The 17,866-nt window shown below is 59.9% G+C and carries 12 protein-coding genes; 11 read left to right on the top strand and 1 reads right to left on the bottom strand.

The window, feature by feature from the left end; translation table 11 throughout:
* Positions 1-20: 20 nt before the first annotated feature.
* From FJ039_06750 to FJ039_06715, 8 genes are all read left to right on the top strand, one after another.
* Complete coding sequence (locus FJ039_06750) at positions 21-2,030, top strand: alpha-1,4-glucan--maltose-1-phosphate maltosyltransferase (GenBank protein ID MBM4405862.1); 2,010 nt, start codon at positions 21-23, stop codon at positions 2,028-2,030.
* Entirely contained in the window at positions 2,030-5,335 is a 3,306-nt protein-coding gene (gene treS / locus FJ039_06745) for a maltose alpha-D-glucosyltransferase (GenBank protein MBM4405861.1), read from the top strand. The genes FJ039_06750 and treS overlap by 1 nt, the downstream gene beginning before the upstream one ends.
* Positions 5,336-5,340: 5 nt before the next feature.
* Entirely contained in the window at positions 5,341-7,422 is a 2,082-nt protein-coding gene (malQ, locus tag FJ039_06740) for a 4-alpha-glucanotransferase (protein MBM4405860.1), read from the top strand.
* Between the two features lie 38 nt (positions 7,423-7,460).
* Positions 7,461-9,410: a 1,4-alpha-glucan branching protein GlgB gene (gene glgB, locus FJ039_06735; protein MBM4405859.1), complete on the top strand. Its 1,950-nt coding sequence runs from the start codon at positions 7,461-7,463 to the stop codon at positions 9,408-9,410.
* Between the two features lie 3 nt (positions 9,411-9,413).
* A complete protein-coding gene (locus FJ039_06730; GenBank protein ID MBM4405858.1) occupies positions 9,414-11,840 on the top strand; it encodes a DUF3536 domain-containing protein in 2,427 nt (808 codons plus the stop codon).
* A gap of 87 nt (positions 11,841-11,927) precedes the next feature.
* Positions 11,928-12,350 (top strand): hypothetical protein, encoded by a 423-nt coding sequence (locus FJ039_06725; protein MBM4405857.1) that lies wholly within the window; start codon positions 11,928-11,930, stop codon positions 12,348-12,350.
* Positions 12,351-12,354: 4 nt separating this feature from the next.
* Positions 12,355-13,527 (top strand): thiolase family protein, encoded by a 1,173-nt coding sequence (locus FJ039_06720; GenBank protein MBM4405856.1) that lies wholly within the window; start codon positions 12,355-12,357, stop codon positions 13,525-13,527.
* Between the two features lie 14 nt (positions 13,528-13,541).
* Positions 13,542-14,411, top strand: a complete 870-nt coding sequence (locus FJ039_06715) for an enoyl-CoA hydratase (protein ID MBM4405855.1) — start codon at positions 13,542-13,544, stop codon at positions 14,409-14,411.
* A gap of 147 nt (positions 14,412-14,558) precedes the next feature.
* Here the strand turns inward: FJ039_06715 and FJ039_06710 are convergent, their stop codons facing one another.
* Positions 14,559-15,212 carry a hypothetical protein gene (locus tag FJ039_06710; protein MBM4405854.1) on the bottom strand — a complete coding sequence of 218 codons (654 nt, stop codon included), beginning with the start codon at positions 15,210-15,212 and terminating at the stop codon, positions 14,559-14,561.
* A gap of 137 nt (positions 15,213-15,349) precedes the next feature.
* Between FJ039_06710 and FJ039_06705 the strand changes: the two genes are divergently transcribed.
* From FJ039_06705 to FJ039_06695, 3 genes are all read left to right on the top strand, one after another.
* The gene (locus FJ039_06705; GenBank protein MBM4405853.1) at positions 15,350-15,718 is read left to right on the top strand and encodes a VOC family protein; all 369 of its coding nucleotides are present in this window, start codon (positions 15,350-15,352) and stop codon (positions 15,716-15,718) included.
* A 380-nt stretch (positions 15,719-16,098) separates the two neighbouring features.
* Positions 16,099-16,437, top strand: a complete 339-nt coding sequence (locus FJ039_06700; protein ID MBM4405852.1) for a hypothetical protein — start codon at positions 16,099-16,101, stop codon at positions 16,435-16,437.
* A gap of 44 nt (positions 16,438-16,481) precedes the next feature.
* Complete coding sequence (locus FJ039_06695; protein ID MBM4405851.1) at positions 16,482-17,855, top strand: acetyl-CoA hydrolase/transferase family protein; 1,374 nt, start codon at positions 16,482-16,484, stop codon at positions 17,853-17,855.
* Positions 17,856-17,866 lie beyond the last annotated feature (11 nt).

The following is a 17,866-nucleotide window of genomic DNA, read 5'->3' as shown; positions in this document are numbered from 1 at the left end:
CCATAGGCTGGAATCTCTATATGGAGAAGAAGCCTAGCCGCCCACAGCACCCCGGCTCTACGCTTGGTCGCACACGCGTTGTCATTGAGGGCGTGGAGCCGGAGATTGACGGCGGCGATTTCGCCATCAAGCGGGTTATCGGGGAAGACGTTGCGGTGGAGGCGGATGTCTTTGCCGATGGGCATGACGTGCTTATCGCCATGCTCTTTCACCGCAAGGAGCAGACGGCCACCTGGCACCGCGCGCCGATGCAGGAATTGGGGAACGACCGCTGGCGGGCCTTCTTCCAAGTGACAGAGCTGGGCCGCTACTACTACACCATCGCCGCGTGGGTTGACCACTTTGCCACCTGGCGACGCGACCTGCAGAAGCGCCTTGAGGCGGGGCAGGATGTCTCCGGAGACCTTCTGGAAGGGGCCCGATTGCTGCGAGAAGCAGGCGCGCGGGCCAAAGGAAAGAACGAAGAGACGCTAGAGAAATGGGCGGAACGCCTTTCCTCCAGCGCGACGCCGCTCAAGACCCGCGCCGAGTTTGCCCTTGATGAGCGTCTAGCTGCGCTGGCTACCCGTTATGTCGACATCGGTCACGCCACCAGATATGAGAAGGAGCTGGCGGTGGTGGTGGACCGGGTCAAAGCGCGCTTCAGCACTTGGTATGAGATGTTCCCCCGCTCGGCTGCCCAGGAGCCGGGCCGCCACGGCACCTTCGCCGATGTGGAGAGGCGCCTCCCGTACATCGCAGGGATGGGCTTTGACGTGCTCTACTTCCCACCGATCCATCCTATCGGCAAGACCTTTCGGAAGGGGAAGAACAATACCCTAATGGCGGGACCCGATGAGCCAGGCAGTCCGTGGGGCATCGGCTCGGCTGAAGGCGGCCACACGGCGATCCACCCTCAACTTGGCGATCTTGCGGGCTTTCGCCGTCTGGTTGCAAAGGCTGAAGAGCACGGCATGGAGATCGCTTTTGACCTGGCGCTGCAGTGTTCCCCTAATCATCCCTGGGTAAAAGAGCACCCTGAGTGGTTCAAGCGGCGCGCCGACGGCTCGATACAGTATGCGGAGAACCCGCCAAAAAAATATCAGGACATCTACCCGCTCAACTTCGAATCGGAAGCCTGGCGTGACCTCTGGGAGGCGGTGAAGGACGTTGTTCTCTTTTGGGTGGGCCACGGCGTGCGCATCTTCCGTGTGGACAACCCGCACACTAAGCCCTTTCGTTTTTGGCAGTGGCTCATCGCTGAAGTGAAGAGCCAGCGCCCGGACGTTATCTTTTTGGCAGAGGCCTTCACGCGCCCCAAGGTGATGTATCGCCTGGCGAAGGTAGGGTTCACCCAGTCGTATACCTATTTCACCTGGCGGAACGAGAAGACCGAGATCCAGGACTACTTCACCGAGTTGACGAAGAGCAAGGTTCGAGAATTCTTCCGTCCGAATCTCTGGCCGAACACCCCTGACATCCTGCATGAGTACCTTCAACAGGGCCGCCCCGCAGCCTTTCGCGTCCGCTACGCCCTGGCCGCGACCTTGGGCGCGAACTGCGGCATCTACGGCCCTGCCTATGAGCTATGCCTGCACAAGCCTCGGGAGCCGAAGAGCGAGGAGTATCTTGATTCTGAGAAGTACGAGATCAAGCACTGGAACCTGCAGCAACAGGGCTCCATCAGCGGGTTCATCGGCACAGTGAATGCGATACGCAAGCACAACCCTGCGCTCCAGAGCGATTGGTCGCTGTGTTTCCACGAGACTGATAGCAGCGACGTGCTCTGCTATAGCAAAGCCTCCGAGGATGGGCGCAATGTTGTGCTCACGGTGCTCAACCTGCATCCTGCACATGTTCATGAGGGATGGGTGCATCTGGATCTGAAGGCTTTAGGCCTTGTGGAGGGGGAGCCGTTCGAGGTGCATGATCTCCTCGATGGTTCGCGCTACCGTTGGCAGGGAAGGCGCAACTACTTCAAGCTTGACCCCGCACAGTCCCCGGCGCACATCTTTCGCGTGACACGGCTTCCAGCGATGGAGGGGATCTGATGTCTGATGTACATAGGCCGGGTTGGTATCGCGACGCAATCATATACGAAGTCCACGTACGGTCATTCTTTGATAACAAGGGTGATGGCGTAGGTGATTTCAACGGGCTGACCGCGAAGCTGGATTACCTGCAAGACTTGGGCGTCACCGCGCTCTGGTTGCTCCCCTTCTATCCCTCACCCTTGCGTGACGAGGGGTATGACATCGCGGACTACAAAGCGGTGAATCCGATCTATGGTGACCTTCATGACTTCAAGACGTTCCTGGCGGAGGCGAATCGCCGCGGCCTGAACGTGATCACGGAGCTGGTGGTCAACCACACCTCCGATCAGCATCCCTGGTTCCAGCGGGCCCGGCGTGCGGCTCCCGGCAGCAGCGATCGGAACTTCTACGTCTGGAGCGATACCCCGGATAAATACAAAGAGGCGCGCATCATCTTTAAGGACTTTGAAAAGTCCAACTGGACGAAAGACGAAGTTGCGGGAGCCTATTACTGGCATCGGTTCTATGCTCACCAGCCGGACCTGAACTTCGAAAATCCCGCGGTGAAGAAGGCCGTCTTTGACGCGATGAATTTCTGGCTCAAGATGGGAGTCTCCGGCCTGCGGTTGGACGCCGTCCCGTACCTCTATGAGAAGGAAGGGACGAACTGTGAGAATCTCCCGCAGACACATGCCTTCCTTCGCGACCTGCGCCGCCATGTGGACGCGCATTTCAAGGGCCGCATGCTGCTTGCCGAGGCGAACCAGTGGCCTGAGGACGCCGCGGCCTATTTCGGCGCCGGCGATGAGTGCCATGTGAACTTCCATTTCCCCCTCATGCCTCGCCTCTTCATGGCGATACGCCTGGAGGACAGCTTCCCCATCCAGGACATCTTGGAGCAGACTCCGACCATCCCGGAGGGATGCCAGTGGGCTGTCTTCCTGCGCAACCACGACGAGCTGACCCTTGAAATGGTGACGGAGGAAGAGCGGGATTACATGTGGCGCATCTATGCGCAGGATCCTAAAGCCCGCCTGAATCTCGGTATACGCCGCCGTCTCGCGCCTCTCATGAACAACGACCGCCGGAAGATCGAGTTGATGAATGTGCTGCTCTTTTCCATGCCTGGGACGCCGGTACTTTATTACGGCGACGAGATCGGCATGGGGGACAACTATCTTCTCCATGACCGCAACGGTGTCCGCACGCCGATGCAGTGGGACGCCTCTCTCAATGCCGGATTCTCCTCGGCCCCTGCCGAGAGGCTCTATCTGCCCGTCATCACCGAATCCGAATACCACTACCAATCGGTGAATGTTGCGGCGCAGCAGGCGAATCCGGACTCCCTGCTCCACTGGGTCAAGCGGCTGATCGCGGTGCGGAAGGGCAGTAAGGCGCTTGGGCGAGGCGCGCCGGAGTTTCTTGAAACGGGGAATCGGAAGGTTCTGGCCTTCCTCAGTCGCAGCGAGGGAGAGAGCGTGCTGGTGGTGGGGAACCTCTCACGGGCGTCTCAACAGGTCAGCCTCTCCGATAGCAGGCTTCGTGGGGGGTCGCTTGTGGACCTCCTGAGCGGCACGCGCTTCACGACGCATTCGAGCGGCACCCTCTCTCTGACGCTTGCTCCGTATGGATATTTCCTCCTATCGCTTAAGCCGAAGGCATTGGAGAGGATTCGGTTTTCTGATACTCCAGCAGCGCAGGCTACGCTCACCATCAGCAAGAGCTGGCGGGATGTTTTTGCCCCGGGCAACCGAGCAGTTCTAGCCGATGCTCTCACTGGATTTATCGAGCGACAGCGGTGGTTCGGCGGCAAGGCGCGGGTTGTCCAAGCGGCGCAGGTGGAGGACGTGATTGCTGTGGACGATGGTTCAGCTATCGTCATCATAGGAATGAAGTACGTGCAGGGCGAATCGGAGCGCTATCAGGTCCCGGTCGCTTTTGATTCCGGCGCTACAGCGCGTGCCATCGTCCGAGATGCGTTGCAATCGGTGGTTGCCTGGGTGAAAGGAAGCGGGTCGAAGGCCGAGGGCGTCCTGTATGACGCCCTGCTGAAGGGGGGATTTGCGAAGAGGCTTGTGGTTGCTATTGATGTCGGCGAGAGCTTTGCTGCCGAGAGGGGAGACATCGGCTGTATCGCTGAAGGGCAATTCGCAACGGCTCTAGGCGCTCCAGATACGTTACCGCAGCCTACGCTAGCTCTCGGCGAACAGAGCAATACCTCAGTATTTTTCGGGAAACGCGCCGTTTTGAAGCTTTTCCGCCGCTTAGAACCAGGCGTCAATCCTGACTTGGAGATCGGACGCTTTTTAGCGGAGCGCACGACCTTCGATGCTGTGCCGCGCTTGGCGGGCGCAGTAGAGTATCGTCGCGAGGGACAAGAATCGACGACGCTCGCCATCATCCACGGCTTTGTTGGGAACAAGGGCGACGCGTGGAAATTCACCCAAGATGCGATCGAAGAGTTCCACCGGCGTGTTCTCGAAGGAGGAACCTCTTCAGCACCCTCGGCGCTTTCTTCCGGAAGGCTGCTAGCTTTCGCAAGGAGATCATCACCAGCTGCTCTGGCGAAGTATGCCGGCGGTTACCTGAGTGCGGTGAGTCAGCTAGGGAGGCGCACGGGCGAACTGCACCTCGCGCTGGCCTCCGAGCCTAGCCTCGCGGCCTTCACGCCCGAGCCTTTTGGGACTATCTATCAGCAATCGCTCTACCAGTCTATGCGTGGAGGCGGGCTGCAGACCCTTGCCTTGCTGCGAGGGCGCATAGGCACTTTGCCGCGAGCCGTTCAGCGGCAAGCGAAGGCTTTTTTAGAGATGGAGGATGCACTGCTTGCTCGATTTGAAATGGTGACGAAGCTGGAAGATGGCGGCATGCGCATTCGCGTTCACGGCGATTATCATTTGGGCCAAGTTCTCTGGACAGGCGATGACTTCGTTGTCATTGACTTTGAGGGCGAGCCAGCCCGCGCGATCGGGTGGCGGCGCCTGAAACGCTCCCCGCTCAAGGACGTTGCCGGGATGCTGCGCTCCCTGGACTACGCCGCCACCGTCTCCTCACGCCAACTGCCCAAGGCCCAGGCTTCACGTCTGCAGGGCTGGACGAAGGCCTGGAGGTTCTGGGCGCAAGCGACCTTCCTTGACGCTTATCTGAAAGCAATGAAGGGCAGCGGGCTGTTGCCGCAATCGGAAAGGGAGATGGCCGTTCTTCTGGAGGCCCTACTTTTGGAGAAGGCCCTTTATGAAATCGAATACGAGCTGAACAACCGACCTGATTGGGTCGAAGTGCCGCTTGCCGGAGCCCTTCACCTCCTCACCGGTGGCGCGTAGACGTCATGGCGCAAGAGATGGCGGCACTCAAACGGCTGGCCGCTCTCTACGGCGTGCAGTCTGCATATCTTGATATCAAGGGAAAGCGTGTGCACTCTCCCAGTGATGCGATAGTCGCTGCCCTCAAGGTACTGGGCGCGTCTATCGAAGGCAGCGCTGATGCTGCCGTTGCTTTGCGCGAGCGGAGTGAAGAGATGGCGCGACGCATCTGCGAGCCGGTCTATGTGGTCTGGGACAAAGGTTCCCTGGCAGTTGATGTGCAAGTCCCAGTCGCGATTGCTGATGGCCGCATAACGGCTGAGCTGACTCTGGAGTCAGGCGAAAGGCGGGCCATCACGCGCCCTGGGAAGACTTTGCGTGATACGGCATCGGCGTCTATCGGGAGAGAACGCTTTGTGCAGAAGCGCCTGGTGATTTCGGGGCCGCTGCCGTTTGGGTATCATCGCATAGAGGTACGCACAGAGTCTGCCCGCGCGGAGGCGATGGTTATCGTTGCTCCCACAAGGAGCTATGACGCCCTGCCTGGGGGCGAACAGCGCGGAGTCGGCATCTTTCTCCCGCTCTACGCCCTTCAATCACGACGCTCCTGGGGCGCAGGCGATTTCGTTGACCTTGGAGAGCTTGCCCAGTGGGCCAAGCGACAGAGAGTCGGCCTTATTGGAGCGCTTCCGATGCTCGCCTCCTTTCTGGACAGGCCGTTCGACCCAAGCCCTTATGCGCCGGTGAGTCGCCTCCATTGGAACGAGTTCTACGTTAACGTGGAGGCCCTACCTGAGTACCGCGACTGCGATGAGGCACAGCGGCTCGTGGCATCGCGGGGTTTCCGGGAGGCAATCGCGGTACTCCGAAAAGGCGCGCATGTGGACTACAAGCGCGTCATGGCCCTCAAGCGTCGGGTGTTAGAACTCCTTACAACTCGGGTCGTTCGTGGTAGAGGCTCGCATGGGCTAGAGCGCTTCCTGAAGAGCGATGCTGGTGTGGAGCGCTATGCAGCCTTCCGCGCGACCGTCGAGCGATACGGCGATGCCTGGCCCGCCTGGCCGAAGAACGATGCTGCTTCCTATGACATAGCCGCGCGCGATTATCACTGCTACGTCCAGTGGGCGGCGCACCGTCAGTTGCGCCAGGCCTCGCGCAAGGGCGCGGGTCTATATTTGGATCTGCCTATAGGCGTCCACGGCGGCGGCTACGATACTTGGGCCCATCGAGATGCCTTTGCTCTGGGCATGTCCGTCGGCGCGCCGCCTGATTCCTATATCGAGACAGGGCAGGACTGGGGCTTCCCGCCGCTCCATCCTGAGCGGATCCGGGAACAGGGCTACGGCTATCCTATCGCCTATCTGCGCAAGCACATGCAGATGGCAAAGGCGCTCCGCGTGGACCACGTCATGGGCTTCCAGCGACTCTTCTGGGTGCCCCGCGGCCTCAAGCCGGTGGACGGCATTTACGTCCGATACCATCCTGAGGAATGGTATGCCATCCTGAGTTTGGAGTCTCACCGGAACAAGTGCTGGGTCATCGGCGAGAACTTGGGCGTTGTGCCGCCGGAGGTGAACGCATCCCTGGAGCGGCACAGGTTCGGCAGCATGTACATGCTACAATTTTCTATCCGCGCCGACCCTCAGGCGGCACTTGGAGAGGTGCCGAAGGGAGCCGTCGCGGCGCTGAACAACCATGACATGCCGCCTTTCGCTTCTTTCTGGAGCGGGGACGACTTCAAGTGGAGAAGACGACTCGGCATCCTAACAAGGAAGACCGAGCTTGAAGAGAAAAGGGCCCGCGGCGCTCAGGTGAAGGCGATTGCTCGCTTCCTTAAGGAACGTGGGAGCTTCGATGGACAAGCGACAACGCAAACGATTCTTTCTGCGCTCCACCGCTATCTGGTGAAGAGCCGGGCGAAGCTGGTGGTGGTGAGCCTGGAGGATCTGTGGGGTGAGACGCAGCCGCAGAATGTTCCAGGCACCGGCGACCCGCAGCCGAACTGGCGGCGGAGGGCCCGGATGAGCTTGGAGGAGTTCTCCCGGAATAGGGCGGTCATGCAGGCGTTAGAAGAGATCGTGCTAACGCGAAGCAGGAAGAGGCCGTGAAAAAGAGAGAGCGCGTTAAGAAGGAGAGGAACTCGAAGGTGCGAACGGCGCCCAAACCTGCCGTGACGCCTTCAGCCCCCGTGCCTGCTACGAACTCTACATTGTTGACGGCTGACGATCTCTATCTCTTCAACGAGGGGACGCACTTCCGTCTCTATAACAAGCTTGGCGCGCACCTTGGTAACGTCGGCGGTCACCAAGGCTGTTACTTCTCCGTCTGGGCCCCAGATGCGCTGGAGGTCAGCGTCATCGGAGACTTCAATAATTGGAATAAGGCGGCGAACCCGCTTACGCCGCGCCAGCAATCCGGTATCTGGGAGGCCTTTGCCCCCGGGGTAATAAAAGGAGCCATTTATAAGTTCTCAATCGTCTCCCGCCACGACGGCTATCGGGTGGAAAAGGCTGACCCGTTCGCCACGCGCGCCGAGAAACCGCCTCGTACAGCCTCGATCGTATGGGACCTGGACTATACCTGGCACGACGGCGATTGGATGTCAAAGCGGATGGGAAGACAATCCCACACTGCGCCGATGGCTATCTATGAGGTACACCTTGGCTCCTGGATGCGCGTGCCCGCGGAGGGCAATCGCTTCCTTTCCTACACGGAGCTCGCGCCCAAGCTGGCCGCGCACGTCAAGAGGCTGGGCTTCACCCATGTGGAGTTTCTTCCGGTGATGGAGCATCCCTTCTATGGCTCGTGGGGCTACCAGACGACGGGCTACTTCGCCCCGACGAGCCGATATGGGACGCCGCAGGAGTTCATGGCGCTGGTGGATTATCTGCACCAGCAGGGCATCGGCGTCATCCTGGACTGGGTGCCCTCGCACACGCCCGGCGATGAGCACGGCCTCGCGTTTTTCGACGGCTCGCATCTCTATGAGCATCAAGATAGGCGCAAGGGCTTCCATCCTGATTGGAAGACGATGATCTTTAACTACGGCCGTCGTGAAGTCCAGAGCTTCCTTATCAGCAGCGCGCTCTTCTGGCTCGATCGCTACCATGCCGATGCCATCCGCGTGGACGCCGTCGCCTCGATGCTCTATCTCGACTATTCGCGCGGCGAAGGGGAGTGGGCCCCGAACGAGTACGGCGGCCGAGAGAACCTTGAGGCGCTCAATTTCCTAAGGCGTCTTAACGTGGAGGCCTACAAGCATTACCCGGATGCGCAGATGATCGCTGAAGAGTCCACGGCTTGGCCCATGGTTTCCCGTCCTACCTTTTCCGGGGGTTTGGGCTTCGGCTTCAAGTGGGACATGGGATGGATGCACGATACCCTGCAGTACATCACCCGCGATCCGATCCATCGGCGCTATCACCACAGCGACCTGACATTCCGCCAGGTCTACGCCTACTCCGAGAACTACATCATGCCGCTTTCGCATGACGAAGTCGTGCACGGGAAGCGTTCGCTCTTGAGCAAGATGCCCGGGGACGATTGGAGGCGCTTCGCCAATCTGCGCTTGCTTCTCGGCTATATGTACGGCCTTCCCGGCAAGAAGCTTCTCTTCATGGGAACGGAGCTTGCCCAGTGGCGCGAGTGGAGCCATGAGGAGAGCCTGGACTGGGATCTCTTGGACTATGCCCCTCACGCCGGTGTCCAGCAATGGGTGGCCGATCTCAATCGCCTCTACGCCAGTTTGCCTGCTCTCCACGCCCTTGATTGTGAGCCTGGGGGCTTTCAATGGGTCAATGCGACTGATGCTGATACTAGCACCCTAACCTTCATCCGCAGGGGCCAGGCTGAACGTGATATCGTCCTGGTTACCGCGAACTTCACACCCGTACCCCGCTACGACTACAAGGTCGGCGTCCCGGTGGGGGGCGTGTGGCTGGAGCTGGTGAACAGCGATGCGAAGGAGTACGGCGGCAGCGGCACCGGAAACCTGGGACGCGTCTCCTCCGTGGGCGAACCGAGTGACGGCCTCTCCCATTCGCTCAGGATCACTGTGCCGCCCCTCGGTATAGTCTTTCTGAAACCGGAGGCCTAGGGCGTGGACCGATACGTCTGCATCCACGGCCACTTCTACCAGCCGCCACGAGAGAACCCGTGGCTGGAGGTCATCGAAGAGCAGCAGGGCGCCTACCCCTACCATGACTGGAACGATCGCATCACTGCCGAGTGCTACGGTCCCAACGCCTTCTCCCGCATCCTGGATTCCGAGAGCAAGATCGTCGAGATCGTCAGCAACTACGCCAGAATCAGCTTCAACTTCGGCCCTACACTCCTTTCCTGGCTGGAGAGCCAACAGCCGGAGATCTACGCCGCCGTCATCGAGGCTGATAAGGAGAGCCGCCGACTCTTTTCAGGCCACGGGTCGGCCATCGCTCAAGCCTACAATCACACGATCCTGCCGCTCTGCAACGCGCGCGATAAGCGGACGCAAGTCATCTGGGGCATCCGGGACTTCCAGCGCCGATTCGGCCGTGACCCGGAGGGGATGTGGCTACCGGAGACGGCTGTTGACCTTGAAACCCTCGCCGAGCTAGCCAACCAAGGCATCAAGTTCACCATCCTTGCGCCGCATCAGGCTCGCCGCATCCGGTGGCTCGATGGAGGCGATTGGGAAGACGTCAGCGGGCAGCGTGTGGATACAACACGGCCCTACCGGGTCAATCTCCCTACTGGGAAGAACATCGCCGTCTTCTTCTATGACACGCCTGTCTCCCATGGAGTAGCCTTCGAACGGCTCCTGACATCCGGTGAGCAGTTCATGAACCGCATCCTGGGCATCTTCCGGGAGCAGGGCAGTCAGCCGCAGCTTGCCCATATCGCCAATGACGGCGAGACCTACGGTCACCACCACCGCTTCGGAGATATGGCCCTTGCCTATGCGCTGAATCGCATCCAGAAAGAAGACCTCGCGCGCATCACCAACTACGGCGAATTCCTTGAGAAGTTCCCACCCTCTTTCGAGGCGGAGATCTTCGAGCGGACATCGTGGAGCTGCTCCCACGGCATCGAGCGTTGGAGGAGCGATTGCGGCTGCGATACCGGGTTTCACCCGGATTGGAATCAGCGGTGGCGCGCGCCCCTTCGGGAGGCCCTTGATTGGCTTCGTGACACGGCGAACGAGTCCTATCAGAGTCTCGCCGCGCGTCAATTCAAGGACCCTTGGGCCGCCCGGGACGACTACATAGACGTCATCCTTGACCGATCCCCGCGCAACGTCCAGCGCTTCCTCTCCCGCCACATGGCAGTGAGCCCATCCGAACCGGAGAAGATCACGGCGCTGAAGCTGATGGAGCTCCAGCGGAACCTTCAGCTTATGTACGCCAGCTGCGGCTGGTTTTTTGATGACCTAGCGGGGATAGAGGGCATCCAGATCCTGCATTTCGCTGGGCGGGCTGCTCAGTTGGCCCAGGAGCTGTTCGGCGACCATACCGAGCAGGGGTTCTTAGAGCGGCTCTCCAAAGCCGTCAGCAATGACCCCGAACAGGGCGATGGGGCGCAGGTCTTTGAAAGGCATGTTCGCCCATCTGTCGTAGACCTGGAGAAGGTCGCCGCTCACTGGGCTATCAGCTCGCTCTTCGAGTCGTATGACGATAGGACGCAGCTCTTTATCTACGAAGTGGAGCGGCAGGACTATCGCTTGCACCAAGCTGGGCGCACCAAACTGGCCCTAGGCCGGCTGCGGATAACATCCGAGCAGATCGGCGAGGCGGCCACCTTCATGTTCGGCGTTCTTCACTTGGGCGACCACAACGTCGTGGCGGGGATGCGCGACTATCGCAGCGAGGGCCGCTATCAGGCCGCCATGAAAGAGATGGAGGAGGCCTACGAGAAGTCCGAGATGCGGGAGCTTGTGCGCACCATGGATAAGTACTTCGGACTAAGCGCCTACTCCCTGAGAAGCCTCTTCCGGGACGAACGGCGAAAGGTGCTGGATGTGATTCTCAAGTCTGCTCGCGCAAACGCGGAGGCCTCCTTCCGCCAGCTCTACGAGCGCGATGCTCCGCTGATGCGCTTCCTTGTCGAACTCGGCATCGCGCCTCCTAAGGCCTTCCAAGCGACCGCTGAGTTCCTTATCAACATAGACTTCCAAGCTGTCCTGGCGCAGGAAGAGCCGGGTGCGGCACGCCTGGAGTGGCTGATGAGCGACGCCAAGCGCTACAAAGTAACCCTCGATCAAGTGAACCTCTCCTTCGCCTTTCGTACGACCATCGAGCGTCTTATGAAGCGCCTCACGCTGAAGCACTCAGATACGGCGCTTATCGCCAAAATCGTTGCTCTGGCGGCTATAACGCAGCGGATGTCCTTACAGGTTGACCTTTGGAAAGTCCAGAACGATTTCCATACCATCCTCTCCAATGTCTACCAGGCCTATCGCGCCCGTGAGTCCCAGGGAGAGGCGTCAGCCCAGGAATGGGTGCGCCAGTTCACCGCCCTCGGCAGGCAGCTTGGCGTTCGCGTCGGTTAGCTGCTCTCTGCTCCTGCTTCCGCTCATTGCGGGTTTGCGTTGCAGGCCATACCATAACGGGACTCTGAGGATTCCCGGTGGTGTCAGATGGCCGAATACAAGAAGGCGATACCTGTCGCAAATGAGTTGACCAAGGACTATTGGGAAGGCGCCAAGCGCCACCAGCTTGTCCTGAGGCGCTGTGCCGATTGCGGCTACTACTCGCACCCGCCGCTGCCCACGTGCTCGAACTGCCGATCAGAGAAGATGGTGGCGGCGCCGGCGAGCGGCAAGGGAACCCTCTACTCCTATTCCATCATGCGGAATGCCGGGAATCCCGGCTTTGAGGCCGAGATCCCCTACGCCGTGGCCATCGTTGAGCTCGTGGAGCAGAAGGCGCTCTACACCGTCTCCAATCTGCGGGATTGCCCGTTGGACAAGATCAAGATTGGCATGCCTTTGGAAGTCGTCTTTGAAGATGTCACTCCCGAAGTGACGCTCCCACAGTTCCGCCCGGCGCGCAAAGGATAACCAGATGGCTATTCGCAACCCTATCCGCGATCAATCATGCATCGTCGGCGTCGGTCATAGCGGCTGTTTCCGGGATGCTGGAGTTCCCGGAGGAACGCTGGTGGCCCGCGCCTGCATGCAAGCCATCTCGGATGCGGGCCTCAAGCCCACCGATATTGACGGGGTCATCACCTCGCCCATGCCTGGTATCGCGGGGTATGACATCATCAACTGCAACTACTTGGTTGAGATGTTGGGGCTTCCCAGTGTCCGCTGGTGGATAGACCATCACGTCGGCGGCGTGCCCGGCCTCGGCTCCGCTTGCATGGCGGCGTTGGCCGTCTCCAGCGGCATGTGCGATGTAGCTCTGGCCTGCCGTCTCAATTGGCGCCCTAAGGACAAAGGCTACGGCCACGTCAGCAGCAACCGGGCTCATGGGGTGGATTCCTTCATCAATCCCTATGGATACGGCGTCTTCCCCCAGAAGTTCTCCTCGTGGTATATGCGCTATGTCCATGAGTTTGGGGTCAAGCGCGAGCAACTTGGTGAATACGTGGTGCAATCGCGCAAGAACGCGCTGCTAAATGATAAGCCCATCGTCGCCCCCCGCCAGGCCATCACGATGGACGACTATCTGAACGCTCGCATGATCTCCGACCCGATGAACCTCCTGGATTGCGACTTTCCATGCGATGGCGCTGCAGCCGTTATTATCACTACTCCTGAGCGCGCCAAGACGATGAAGCAGAAGCCGGTCTATATCAGCGCCGTCGCCACGGGCCAGGGCCCGCACCCTGACTTTGTCTTTTGGCCGGACTACACGGTCATGGCGGCGCACTGGGCAGCCAAGGACATCTGGGAGAAGGCCGGCATCGCCCGGAAGGACATCAACTTCCAGCAGATCTACGATGGCTTTGCCCCCTTCATCTTTTACTGGATGGAGGCTTTGGGCTTTGCCAAGCGCGGCGAAGCCCATGAGTTCGTCGGAAGCGGCGCGCTAAGGCCCACTGGTGTTCTCCCCACCAACCTCAACGGAGGCCAGCTCAACGAAGGGCGCCTGCATGCCCTGGGCCACACCGTCGAGGCGACCCTCCAGCTGCAGGGGCGCGCCGGGGCCCGACAGTTGAAAAAGGCGGATGCCGCTGTGGTCAGCGGCGGCGGCCTTACGGTCGCCGCCATTATGGTTCTCCACCGCTAGCCGAAGGAGCATCCATGGAGCGCAAGGTCCTCTCCCGCGTCATCTATGAGAAGGATCCGCCTATCGCGCGGATCATCATGAACTACCCCGAGCGCGCGAACGTCCAGGATTCGGCGATGGTGTGGGACATAGACAATTGCCTGAAGGAGGCGGAGAAGGACTGGGACGTCAAGCTCGTTATCCTGAAGGGTAACGGCAACGGCTTTTGCGCAGGCCACGCCCTTCGCGGCCCTGCCGAGGGCGTCTCGCCCTATCCCGAGATCAAGGGCGAGACGGAGCATATCTTTAAGGCTCAAGGCGATCTTCACCTCTGGCCCATGCTCTACTTCTGGGAGTTTCCCAAGCCGGTTATCTCCCAGGTCCACGGCTACTGCATCGGCGGCGGCACCTACCTGGCCTACCTAAGCGATATCACCATCGCCTCGGAAGACGCCTATTTCCAGATGCCCCTTGTGCCGGGGTTAGGCATCCCCGGCGGCCAGACGATGGTTGAGCCCTGGGCCTTCATGAACTGGAAGCGCACGGCGGAGTATCTCTACACCGCCCGCACGCTGACGGCGCAAGAGGCCATGGACATGGGGCTGGTCAATCGTGTCGTCCCACGCGAGAAGCTGGAAGAGACGACGGAGATGATGGCGCGGCACATCGCTCAAGCGCCCGGCAGCGCACTCATGATGACCAAGACGCTCATCAAGCGGGCCTGGGAGCTGATGGGCCTCCGCATGCACCTGCAGATGAGCAACGATGTGCGCTTCCTCACCACGCGCTTCAGCGACTCCGCCGCCCATGTCAAGGAGCGCATGCAGCAGCCGCGCCCTTACGCCCGCGACTTCGCCGCGAAGAAGGAGAAGGAAGCCACGCCGAAGAACGGGAAGAAGAAATAAGAACGCCTCAGCTCTGCTTCTTCTGCGCCCGCTTCTGCTGAAGCTGCTGGATAACGGCCCACCGGGCGGCGTTGTGCACCTTCATCTTCCGCTTGGCCTGCTGCTTCTTCTCCCGGCGCTCGCCTCTCGTCTCGTCCATAAGAGGCCCTAGATTCGCTTATAGACCGCGAAGGTAACTACTTCCAGCGGCATCGGGGATGGCACCATCGTCTTTCCATGCTCCCGTATCCCCGCTTGGGCCTTTGCCGGGTCGGCGATATCCGTCTCATAGACGATGATATTCCGGGCTTGCCCCGGCTTAGGGTCGGCGTTGATATAGCGTGTCGCTGTATAGAAGCCTCCGGCCGCCGTGACCTCTCGCCCGTGGTGCCGGTCGTACCACTCGTTGAATTGCCCGTCCAACGCCGGGTCCTTCGCATGGACCTGCGCGACAACCACCCCGCTTGCGCGTTTGCCCTTGCCATCACCGCCGTACGTTCTGTGGGACTTCACGACCGCCGCCGTCCCGCTTGCCAGCGCAGGATGCAGTTGCGGCGGATTCGCCTTCGAGCGCTCCCGCTGCTCGGCATAAGCCGCCACTGGGTCAGGCTTAGATGTCTCGTAGATAGCCAGATACATCGGCTCGGCGGTAGGCGTCAGCCCGTCAATCTTCTTGAAGCGCGTCATTTGCGTGAAGACACCGTGCTTCAGCATGTCGGTGCGGTGCGTGGTGTTGTACCAGTGGTTCCAATCGGCCTCTTGGGCCGGATCTTTACAGCCGTTCATCGTAAACATGATGCCTGTGTGGCTTCGGCCTTCCATCGCGGCCTCCCGGAGTGAACTGGTGCGATGGTAGCAGAGAAGGATGGCTTCTGCCAGATGTAGCCCCGGATTCGATTTGCGCTCCGGTCTCCCCCTGGCTATAGTCTCCAAAACTCGATCGTTCGCTGGGAGGTTCTATGGCCGTCGTCTTCAACCACCTGCACTTCAAGAGCCCCGATCCGGTGAAGACTGCCCGATGGTACGTTGACCACGTCGGGGCCAAGATCGTCTCTGAATCCGTCCGCGAAGGCGGAGCCTTCATCCAGCTTGACCTCCAGGGCATGCCGGCCTATGTGACCGGTATCTTTCAAGGCCAGGATAAAGGGAGACAGCGCTTCGGCTTGGAGCACATCGCCCTGAGCACAGATACCTACGATGCCGAGTATGCGAAGCTGAAAGGGGATGGCTCAAGGCTCCTCGATGAGCGCGCGGAAGTTATTGGCCGCCGCACCTCCTGGTGGCAGGGGCCTGACGGCATGCAGCTGGAATTGGTGGAGAAGGTCTGAGTAGCACGTTGACTCCGTTCCATTCCTCCCGACGACACTTCATGCGTGATCACTCTGTAGGTGAGAAATGCGAAAGGCGAATCCCTCTGTAACGGGAAGACCCTTGTCTTTGTGCTCAGCATGATGCAAAGGCTGCCGTAGTCTCGTCCTTGGTGCCCGACCGGTCCGCTCTCTTGATGATCCTGTCTTGTGTGGAGTAGTTACCTTAGGACCTATCTGATCGCTATGCTGACGCCCCTTCCATGGGCAGAGATTGACTGACACGATACATGACACCCACTTCCCTGCTTGACGGGTGCTCAACTGCAAAGCTAGGATGGGCCGCTCCAGGAAAGTGGGTAGACCTAAACTGGCCGAAAGTTGCCTGCGAAAGGTAAGTCATGCCAATTCAGGCGAGGCCGATACGATCAGGGCTATTTGTATCTACGAACCGTGAGGAATGGATGCGTAGCGCACCCAAGTATGGGTCGGATGCGCTTATCTTCGATATGGAGAGCGCGATCCCGCAATCAGAGTTGCCGAAGGCGAGGAGGATGGTGCGGAGCGTGCTGGAGGATCTGGGCGGAAAGATTCAGATGTTCGTGCGCATCAACGCTGGGCCTCTCCCCGGTGAGGACACGCAGCATGTGCTGCGTCGAGTTCTGGGCTGTGATGCGAAACGGGTCGAGGCTCTGCAGCGTGAAGGCGCGGTTGCGTCTACCCCGGAAGAGCCGAGATGAAACTGAGAGAGATGCCGCGTTATTTTTTTGAGGAGATGTTCTGAATGTTTCACCGTGCCCAGGGCTTCCCCATCACGCGCAAGGCCGATCTCAATGCCGATTGGCGCAAGCACTACGAGTCGCGTACCGTTGATGCGCAGACAGCCATTGCTCATGTGAAGTCGGGCGATTCGGTCGCTTTCTGCCGAGGACGTGAGCCCGAGGCTCTCGGTCTGGCCCTCGCCGCTCGCAAAGACGATCTCCGTAACGTGCGCATCTCCCTCCCCCAGCCTGGCCGCGACTTCGGCTGGTATGACGATGAGTCCTGGAAGAGCTCTTTCCTCGTTACCGTCGGGCTCAGCACGGGACTCTCGAGAGAGGGCATCAACCAGGGCTGGATACACTTCCGCGTCAACGCCGATTTCTCGTGGAGCACGCCGGAGCTAGGCTATAACCCGAGCTACGGAGCAGATGTCTATCTCGTAGAAATCTCACCCCCGGATGAGCATGGCTACTGCAGCTTCGGCGCCTCGGTATGGGACAAGCCTACAGCGGTCCGCACGGCCAAACTGGTCCTGGCGGAAGTCAACCCGAGCATGATACGCACCTTCGGCGAGAACTTCGTTCACGTTACGGAGATTGATTACTTCGTGCACAATCAAGCCTCCACCGGTTGGACCATTTCGCGCACGCCTAAGCATGAGATCCCGGCGCTTGCCAAGCGCTTTGCCGAACTGGCCAGCGGCCTGGTTCGCAGCGGCGACACGATTCAGATGGGCCTGGGGACCATCACCGAATGGCTGCCGCGTGCCGGGGCCTTTGACAACCTGACCGATCTGGGACTATTCACGGAGATTACGCCTCGCGGCACGACTGCGCTCGTGAAAGATGGCGTCATCACCAACAAGTACAAGACCATCCACACCGGCAAGTGCATCGCCGCGGCGGCGGGCGGTGGGCGCAATGACGTGGCGTTCATCAACGGCAACCCGAAGTTTGAGCTGTACACCGTGGACTACGTAGTAAACCCGGTAACGGCGGCCCAGCATGAGAACTTTGTTGCGATGAACCAAGGCCTGGCGGTTGACTTGGCAGGGCAGGCGACTGCCGAAAGCCTCGGCTCGATGCAATATTCCGGTGCGGGAGGCCAGCCTGCCATGGCCTTGGGCGCGCTGATGAGTAAGGGCGGACGCTCCATCCTCTTTCTGCCGAGCACCTCCAACGATGGTAAGAAATCGCGCGTCTTGCCTGAACTGCCGCAAGGCACGGCTGTGACGGTCCCTCGGTACATGACCGACATCGTCGTAACCGAATATGGCGTGGCCCATATGCGCTGGAAGACACTCCAAGAGCGGGCGAATGCCCTCATCGCCATCGCGCACCCCGACTTTCGCAAGGAGCTTGGAGACTACTTGAAACGACGGTTCATTTCCTTGTGAGTGAGGTAAGG

This window comes from Chloroflexota bacterium (assembly GCA_016875535.1).
Lineage (GTDB): Bacteria > Chloroflexota > Dehalococcoidia > SHYB01 > SHYB01 > VGPF01.
Note: the sequence above shows the minus strand (reverse complement) of the source record. Positions and strands in the feature narration are given on the sequence as shown.

What these genes read in the sequence shown, in the direction of transcription:
- FJ039_06750 (MBM4405862.1), top strand. Translation starts at nt 21, where the DNA reads ATGGAGAAGAAGCCTAGCCGCCCACAGCACCCCGGCTCTACGCTTGGT.
- treS (MBM4405861.1), top strand. Translation starts at nt 2,030, where the DNA reads ATGTCTGATGTACATAGGCCGGGTTGGTATCGCGACGCAATCATATAC.
- malQ (MBM4405860.1), top strand. Translation starts at nt 5,341, where the DNA reads ATGGCGCAAGAGATGGCGGCACTCAAACGGCTGGCCGCTCTCTACGGC.
- FJ039_06725 (MBM4405857.1), top strand. Translation starts at nt 11,928, where the DNA reads ATGGCCGAATACAAGAAGGCGATACCTGTCGCAAATGAGTTGACCAAG.
- FJ039_06720 (MBM4405856.1), top strand. Translation starts at nt 12,355, where the DNA reads ATGGCTATTCGCAACCCTATCCGCGATCAATCATGCATCGTCGGCGTC.
- FJ039_06715 (MBM4405855.1), top strand. Translation starts at nt 13,542, where the DNA reads ATGGAGCGCAAGGTCCTCTCCCGCGTCATCTATGAGAAGGATCCGCCT.
- FJ039_06710 (MBM4405854.1), bottom strand. Translation starts at nt 15,212, where the DNA reads ATGGAAGGCCGAAGCCACACAGGCATCATGTTTACGATGAACGGCTGT.
- FJ039_06705 (MBM4405853.1), top strand. Translation starts at nt 15,350, where the DNA reads ATGGCCGTCGTCTTCAACCACCTGCACTTCAAGAGCCCCGATCCGGTG.
- FJ039_06700 (MBM4405852.1), top strand. Translation starts at nt 16,099, where the DNA reads ATGCCAATTCAGGCGAGGCCGATACGATCAGGGCTATTTGTATCTACG.
- FJ039_06695 (MBM4405851.1), top strand. Translation starts at nt 16,482, where the DNA reads ATGTTTCACCGTGCCCAGGGCTTCCCCATCACGCGCAAGGCCGATCTC.